The sequence below is a fragment of the Mesorhizobium hunchu genome (assembly GCF_040081975.1).
GTDB classification, from domain to species: Bacteria; Pseudomonadota; Alphaproteobacteria; order Rhizobiales; family Rhizobiaceae; genus Mesorhizobium; species Mesorhizobium hunchu.
Genome location: NZ_JBEBMG010000017.1, coordinates 49,161 through 55,764 on the forward strand (window position 1 = coordinate 49,161; position 6,604 = coordinate 55,764).

Annotated in this window: 4 protein-coding genes and 2 pseudogenes; 5 read left to right on the top strand and 1 reads right to left on the bottom strand. The window is 59.5% G+C overall.

What is annotated here, in order from left to right; translation table 11 throughout:
- Nucleotides 1-3: 3 nt before the first annotated feature.
- The 5 genes and pseudogenes from ABMA46_RS20365 to ABMA46_RS20385 all read left to right on the top strand — a co-directional run.
- Nucleotides 4-2,115, top strand: a complete 2,112-nt coding sequence (locus ABMA46_RS20365; RefSeq protein ID WP_349001834.1) for an ABC transporter permease — start codon at nt 4-6, stop codon at nt 2,113-2,115.
- Complete coding sequence (locus ABMA46_RS20370) at nt 2,115-3,197, top strand: SMP-30/gluconolactonase/LRE family protein (RefSeq protein WP_349001835.1); 1,083 nt, start codon at nt 2,115-2,117, stop codon at nt 3,195-3,197. The genes ABMA46_RS20365 and ABMA46_RS20370 overlap by 1 nt, the downstream gene beginning before the upstream one ends.
- On the top strand, nt 3,194-4,693 hold the full coding sequence (locus ABMA46_RS20375) for a sugar ABC transporter ATP-binding protein (protein WP_349001836.1): 1,500 nt from the start codon (nt 3,194-3,196) through the stop codon (nt 4,691-4,693). The genes ABMA46_RS20370 and ABMA46_RS20375 overlap by 4 nt, the downstream gene beginning before the upstream one ends.
- Nucleotides 4,693-5,547 carry a hydroxymethylglutaryl-CoA lyase gene (locus ABMA46_RS20380; RefSeq protein WP_349001837.1) on the top strand — a complete coding sequence of 285 codons (855 nt, stop codon included), beginning with the start codon at nt 4,693-4,695 and terminating at the stop codon, nt 5,545-5,547. Before ABMA46_RS20375 ends, ABMA46_RS20380 begins: the two co-directional genes overlap by 1 nt.
- A gap of 359 nt (nt 5,548-5,906) precedes the next feature.
- Nucleotides 5,907-6,409 (top strand): annotated as a pseudogene (locus ABMA46_RS20385) (IS5 family transposase); the annotation flags it as partial.
- Between the two features lie 73 nt (nt 6,410-6,482).
- Here ABMA46_RS20385 and ABMA46_RS20390 read toward each other — a convergent pair.
- Nucleotides 6,483-6,604 (bottom strand): annotated as a pseudogene (locus ABMA46_RS20390) (ATP-binding protein); the annotation flags it as partial.

Here is a 6,604-nt window from a genome sequence, read left to right on the forward strand (position 1 = left end):
CTCATGACAAACAGCGATGCGCTCACCCGGTTGCGCTATCGGTTTTTCTCCGGCCGTCTGGTCGGAGAAATCCTGTCGAAGAGCTGGATCGACAGCGCTATTCCCGTGGCGGCGCTCGCTGTGGTGCTGCTGGCCATGGCCGTTCTCGTGCCAGGCATCTTCACTGTGGCCTATGTGGCCGATCTGTCCAGGCAACTAGCCGAGTTCGGACTGGTCGCACTCGCGCTGACCATTGTGGTGATGTCAGGCGGCATCGACCTTTCAGTCGGGTCGACGTTTGCCTTGTGCGTGCTTGCATCGCTTATCGGCATGAACGTTCTTGGTCTGCCGCTCGGCGTATCGCTTGTCATGGCGCTGGGTACAGGCGCCATCTGCGGGACGCTCAATGGCCTCTTGATCGGCTATCTGCGCCTCCGCGCTTTCATCACGACACTGGTCACTCTGGTGATCTACCGTGCCGTCTACGACATCATCTTTCCTCGGCTGGCGAGCGCCATCGTTGGCAATACGCCTGAATCAACATTGTGGGATTATCTTGGGTTCGGCACTCTGTACGGATTTCCGGTATCGTTCCTCATCTTTGCGGCAATTGCCCTGATCATCCACATGACGCTGTCGCGGTTGCGCCCAGGTTGGCGTCTGCGCGCCGTGGGAGGCGCACGCAAATCCGCCTATAACGCAGGCATCGACGTAAAGCGCACCGTCTGTCTTGCCTATGCCTCGTCCGGTGTGCTGGTCGCGATCGCCGCTTTTTTGTTTTCGGCGCGTCTCGGCTCGACGGGAGCCGACACGGGGATCGGCATGGAGATTTCCGTCCTGACCGCTGTCGTGCTCGGCGGCGTTTCGTTGGGCGGCGGTCGCGGATCGGTTGGCAACGCCATCGTTGGTGCCCTTTTGGTGCTGATATTGACCAACGGCCTGATCCGCATGTCGACGCCGGGCTCGGTCAATCAGCTTGTCTTGGGATTGATCCTGATCCTCGCTGTGCTGTTCGACGCCAAATGGGTGAAGAACCGCGGCAAGATCCTCTCCAAAGTCTACGTCTCGCCGACCTATCTGGCGCTGCCTGCCCGCCCGGAGCGCCAGGATGACCCTTACGCACTTAACGACCGCCTGGGCGTGGTCGAGCCGATTGGTCTTGGCGTCGTGGAAGGTCCGGAGGATGTGGTACTCGATGCCGACGACAACCTCTATACCGGCACGCGGCATGGCACGATCGTGCGTTTTTTTGCGCCGGACTATGGCCGCAGTGAAATCTTCGCCCGCATTGGCGGACATCCGCTCGGGCTTGCCTTCGACCGCCACGGGAACCTGCTGACCTGCGTCGGCGGCATGGGGGTCTATCGCGTCAGCCCCAGTGGCTCGGTCGCTCGCATCACCGACGAGACCAACCGCAGCCTTGTGTCGGTGATCGACGATTCACGTCTGCGTCTGCCCGACGATCTCGACATCGCAGCCGATGGACGCATCTTCTTCAGCGAGGCGACCATCCGATACGAGATGGCGGATTGGGTCACCGACGCCCTTGAAGGTCGCGGCAACGGACGACTGATCTGCCATGACCCGAACACGGGCCGGACCACAACCGTCCTGCGCGGCCTGGTCTTTCCCAACGGCATCACAATGTGCCGCGACGGCCAGTCGCTGCTGTTTGCCGAAACCTGGGCGTGCCGGATTTCCCGCTATTGGTTCGACGGACCGAAGAAGGGTACGCGCGAGGTATTCGTCTCGAATTTGCCGGGTTATCCCGACAACATCAACCGCGGCTCGAAGGGAACCTTTTGGGTGGCCTTGCTCGGTCTGCGGACATCGACCTTCGATCTGGCGATGCGCAAGCCCGCCTTTCGCCGCCGCATGGCACGAAGGATCGCGGCGGACGAATGGTTGTTTCCGAACGTCAATCGCGGCTGTATCGTCCAGATCTCAGAAACAGGCGAACTCCTCGACGTCCTATGGGACCGGGATGGCAAGAACCATCCGTCGATCACCTCTAGCTGCGAACACAAGGGGTATCTCTATCTCGGCGGCGTCTCAAACAATCGCATCGGTCGGGTGAAACTACCCAACGCCGATCCCGACTGGACTGCCCAGCGCGACTACTGGGGGCAGGCCTGATGACGATCTGGTCACGCTTTGCCAAGTGGTTCGGCCGCAGCGAGGATGATGCGCTGAGCATCCCTCCCCTCGATGGCAAGCTCAAACCCAATAGCCGGCTGGATGCCGCCGAACGGCTTTTACACCTGCCGCAGATAGATAATCTGGCGCTTGACGGCGCACGCCTGATCTGCAGCAGCGGAGACACCTTGTTTTCGGTAGATCCCGCTGGATGGCAAACCGCGCCAATTCGCAGCTTCGAAGGGCATATTACAGCTGTGGCCGTATCGCCCGGCGGCGTGCTCGCGGTAGGCGTCGAGGGACGCGGTCTCGAGATTTGCGCAGGCGGCGCATGGCATTCGCGCAATCTGGGCGACGCCAATGGTTGCATCACCGCGGCCTTGTTCCGGTCGGAAAACGAGTTGCTGGTGACGGTAGGTTCGCGCCATCATCCCTGGACCGAATGGAAGCGCGATCTGATGAGCCGCGGCGCGTCAGGTGGGGTGGTGAGCGTCAATATCGCCAGTGGTGAAGCGCGGGTTGTTCGTGATGCCCTGGCATTTCCTTACGGCATTGAGATAGCCGCGAACGGTGAGTTGATTGTTTCCGAGAGCTGGAGGCACCGGCTTTTGGCGATGCCGCCAGCCGGCGGGTTAGCGCGTGTGATGCTGGGTGAGTTGCCGGCCTATCCGGCACGGATCAGTCCGGCATCCGACGGCGGCTTTTGGCTGGCTTTGTTTGCGCCGCGGCGACAGCTGACGGAGTTGGTTCTGCGCGAGGACGACTATCGGCGAGAGATGATGGCAACCATTGCCCAAGAGAGCTGGATAGGGCCGGATTTTCGTGACCATGCGAATGGCGACCAGCCCCTGCAATCCGGATCGGTGCGGCAAATGGGGATCATGAAGCCATGGGCGCCATCACGCAGCTACGGTTTGGTGGTTCACCTGGACGCGCAGTTACAGCCCGTCAGCAGCTATCATTCTCGCGCTGATGGTCACATGCACGGCATTGCCTCGATCCTTGAATGGGACGGCCACCTCTACATCGCCGCGCGGGGCGCGGGTGCCTTGCTGCGCCTGCCGCTGGAGGAGATGACGTGAGCGAGGTGATTGTCGAATTCCGCAACGCGACCAAGTCGTTTCGCAATGTCCCTGCATTTCGGAATGTCAACTTCACGCTTGCCAGAGGCGAAGTTCATGCACTTCTCGGCGAGAACGGCGCGGGCAAATCGACGCTGACCAAGGTGCTTGCGGGCCTTTATCCGCTTACGTCGGGAAAGCTGTTCGTTGAAGGAAAGGCACGCAGCTTCTCGTCTCCGATCGACGCACTGGGACACGGCGTCGCGATGGTTTTCCAAGAAACGAACCTGATCCCGTCGATGACGGTGGCGCAGAACCTGTTCCTGGGAGAAGAAAACTTCTTCAACCGCCTGCGCGGCATCAACATCAAGGCGCAGCAGCAGCTCCAGCGCTTAAGCTTTCACGTCGAGCCGACCGCGCTCGTCTCGTCGCTCGGCGCTGCCAAGAAGCAGATGGTGGAGATCGCCCGCGCGGTGCAGCGCAATGCTAGGATTTTCATCTTCGACGAGCCGACGGCTACACTGACACCGGAAGAAAAGCAGCATTTCTTCGCGCTCGTCGAACGCCTGAAACAGGACGGCAACTCAATCATTTTCATCAGCCATGCGCTGGAAGAAGCGCTGGCCATCGCGGACCGGATCAGCGTCCTGCGCGATGGCGAATTGGTGGCAACTGACGCCGCCGCCATGTTCACGCGCGACCGCATCGTCCAGGCGATGGTCGGTCGGCAGTTAAAAGATGAGCTGTACGGGGAGCAGGCCAAACGCACTGCGCGACCGGCCGGCGCAAAGGCGCTCGCACTTGAAAACGTCTCTATGGGCAAGACGGTTCGCAGCGCGACGTTGTCGGTATTCGCAGGCCAGATTACTGGAATGTTCGGTCTGGTCGGCGCGGGGCGCACGGAAATGATGAAGATCGCGGCCGGCGTCCTGAAGCGCGATTTCTTCCATGGTGGGCGCGTCAAGCTGAATGGAGAAAGTGTCAGATTCTCCGTGCCCCGCCAGGCTGTGAACAAGGGCATTGCCTATATTACCGAAGACCGCAAACTCGACGGGATCTTCGACACGATGAGCATTTCTCAAAACATCTTCTTCGGCAAGTTGGCCAAAGGCGCCAATCCAATCAGCGTGGTCTCGATGGCGCAGGCGCGCCGCGAGGCTGCCGGCTGGCTGGAAAAGCTCACCATTCGCACGATCCGCGCCGATGCTCGCGTGGTCGAACTTTCTGGTGGCAACCAGCAAAAGGTAGTCATAGCGAAAAGCCTTATACAAGCGCCCAATATCATCATCTTCGACGAGCCGACACGTGGGGTCGACGTGGGTGCGATCGCCGAGATACACGCAATGATCCGGGATTTGGCGGATGCCGGCGCAGCGGTGGTGGTCGTTTCGTCCTATCTGCCGGAAATTCTCTCCATCTCAGACCGCATTCTGGTGGCGCGACAAGGACGCATCGTGGAAGAAATGTCGATCGAAGACGCCACCGAGGAAAGTATCATGTACGCCGCGGTGCATTGATGTCGGGCGACGAGATCTCGATCGTGGAAGTAGGCCCGCGTGACGGGTTGCAGAATGAGAAGTCGATTATCGCGACGGCGGACAAGCTTCGGCTGATCGAGTTGCTGGTTGAGGCCGGGCTTCGATTTATCGAGGCGACGGCATTCGTCTCACCGAAATGGGTGCCACAAATGTTTGATCACGACGCGGTCATGCAGGGCGCTGTGCGAAGGCCGGGAGTTGTTTACTCGGCTCTTGTTCCCAATGAATACGGCGCAAGAAACGCAATCGCTGCGGGCGCACACGAATTGGCGGTCTTTACAAGCGCTTCGGAGACGTTTGCGAGGAAAAATATCAATTGTAGCGTCGCCGAAAGCCTGGATCGCTTCAGGCCGGTGCTCGCACTTGCGCATAAAGCCGGCCTACGCGTCAGAGGTTACGTGTCCTGCGCAACTGACTGTCCCTTCGAAGGAGAGATTCAACCGAATGCCGTGGAGGCTGTGGTCTCGTCGCTGGATAAACTCGGCTGCGATGAGGTTGCGGTGGCGGATACGTTGGGGCGAGGATCGCCTGCACGTGTGCAGGCGATGCTCGAGCGGGTTGTCGCCAAGCTGCCACCAGATCGCATAGCATGCCACTTCCACGATACGTTCGGCGGTGCCTTAGCGAATGTCGATGTCGCACTGGCTCTTGGAGTTCGAACATTCGACGCCGCGGCTGACGGGCTTGGCGGATGCCCCTATGCGCCTGGGGCGGCCGGCAATCTGCGGACCGGCTCGTTGGTGCAGCACCTGTCTCAACTTGGCTTCCAAACAGGCGTGGATATTGCAGCTTTAAATTCGGCGGAAAAGTTCGCTCACAATTTGAAATCCTAGGCCGTGAACTCATAAATGGGAATGGCTGCGATTGGGTAGAAAGCGGCCGCTGCCGCCGGTAAGCTGCGATCACCGAAAAGGTCGCGTTTGCTGAGGTGAGACGTTGGGAACGAGGACGAAGGACAGAGGCAACAAGCCTGACAGTTATGACAATGAAGGGCTCCGCCGGGAGATTGCTCGCGTGCGTTCGCAGCTTCAAACATTGCCTCACCTCAGTTCGTCCCTTCGGAAACTCAGGACAAGCCGCCTATACAATCTTGAGAAAGAGTTGGCGCGTCGGCTGGCCGAATGAGGCTACGCGTTGCCCACTTCCCCGACTATGCCTTTCCTACTTCGGTGAAATCTGATTCAGGCTCATCATGAGCCGATACGATCTGACTGACTTCGAATGGCGCATGATTGCGCCGTTGTTGCCCAACAAGCCGCGAGGCGTGCCGCGTGTCGACGACCGGCGGGTGCTCAATGGCATCTTTTGGGTGCTGCGATCCGGTGCGCCATGGCGCGATCTGCCCGAGCGCTACGGCCCGCGAACCACTTGTTACAATCGCTTCGTTCGATGGCGAAAAGCAGGTGTCGGGGATCGCCTGATGGATGCCATCACCAAAGCCCACGATCGCAAGGTGCAGATGATCGACACTTCTGTTGTTCGCGTCCACCAGCAGGGTGCGACGGCAAAAAGGGGGATCGAGATCATTGTCTCGGTCGTTCCCGAGGCGGACTGACAACCAAAATCCACGCCCTTGTCGATGCGCAGGGCAGGCCGATAAAACTGACGCTGTCCGCAGGTCAGAAGAGCGACATCGCCTCGGCGGAAGACCTCATCGCTGATCTTCCAGAGGGCGCAATGCTCTTGGCCGACAAGGTGTTGATTTCCGTTGAGAGCTGACCCGGGATTTTCGCCGAGAAGTGACCCGCCTTCATGTATGGTTTGGGTCTTAGGTTTTGGTCAAGGTGGGTGCTTTCTCCTTCTTTGTTGGTGTGGTCTGGGCGGAGCTGTTCTTGAAGCGGAAGCTGTCGTTTCCGGTCTCCAGGATGTGGCAGTGATGGGTGAGGCGAT